Source organism: Endozoicomonas acroporae (genome assembly GCF_002864045.1).
In the GTDB taxonomy this organism is placed as follows: domain Bacteria; phylum Pseudomonadota; class Gammaproteobacteria; order Pseudomonadales; family Endozoicomonadaceae; genus Endozoicomonas; species Endozoicomonas acroporae.
In genome coordinates, this window is the sequence record NZ_PJPV01000134.1 from 1 (window position 1) to 1,080 (window position 1,080).

1 protein-coding gene is annotated in these 1,080 nt (G+C 45.4%); it reads left to right on the forward strand.

What is annotated here, in order from left to right:
- Nucleotides 1–858 (forward strand): IS30 family transposase (locus tag CX664_RS18545; protein ID WP_101748169.1); only part of this gene is annotated, 858 nt, incomplete at its 5' end.
- Nucleotides 859–1,080: the final 222 nt, after the last annotated feature.

A 1,080-nucleotide genomic window follows, 5' to 3' on the forward strand; every position in this document is an offset into this window, starting at 1 on the left:
AAAAGTACTGTCAGTCGTGAATTAGGCCGAAATTCAGGTCCTGGCGGCTATTGTCCAGAAGCTGCTGAAAAGCGTAAAACAGAGCGGAAGAAAAATGCTCGCAAGGCTAAGAAAACCGATGATCAACACAAACAGATTATAAAAAAATGCCTGTCATTAGGTTGGTCTCCATTAAACATCAGTTGTCGTTTTAAAATAGAGATACCAGATAAGGCTATTAGTCATACGACAATCTATCGTCTAATTGCACAAGATAAAGCGAATGGCGGCAAACTGTACAGAGAGCTGCCCAGGTTTGGTAAGACTCGCTGGAAAGGCGGCAAACGTAAGGCTGGACGTTCTCTGATACCTGATCGGAAAGATATTTCTGAGCGTCCTGCCATTGTTGAACAGCGTACCCGTCTGGGTGACTGGGAAGGTGATACCGTTTATGGGCAGGATGCTCATCTGGTTACCTTTGTCGATCGCAAGAGCCGTCTGACGCTGATCGGTAAGGTTGGCAGCAAGAACTCTGAAATAGTGGCCAATAAGATGATTGAGCTGCTGAAACGCGCACCGGGTGCGAAGACAATTACGCTTGATAACGGCGGTGAATTTGCCATGCATACTCTTGTGTCAAAAACTGTTAACGCGGATATCTACTTCGCAAAGCCTTATGCCAGTTATCAGAGAGGAAGCAATGAAAATACCAATGGCCTTATCCGTCGCCACTGGCCCAAAAAAATGGCGTTTGGACAGATCACCGAAGAGGAAATTGAGGCTATGGAGTTTCAAATAAACAGCATGCCTCGCAAGGTACTTGGCGGTCTAACCCCGCTTGAGGTCTACACTGGGAGGTCTGTTGCACTTATTGCTTGACTCCAGCTCTACGATTTCTGGGATAAGATATGCATACGGTAAGCCAGTTATGATGCGTATGCCGGGGAAGCCTGCGTCTGCTAATAGTCTGTTATTCAGGATGATGAATGATAATATCGGACTTTACGCATAGTGTATCACCCTATTCGTATACGATATTCGTTTTTACCAGAACAAATTATATTGGGTAATAGCGGCTGTCCGTTGCAATACCAGACATGT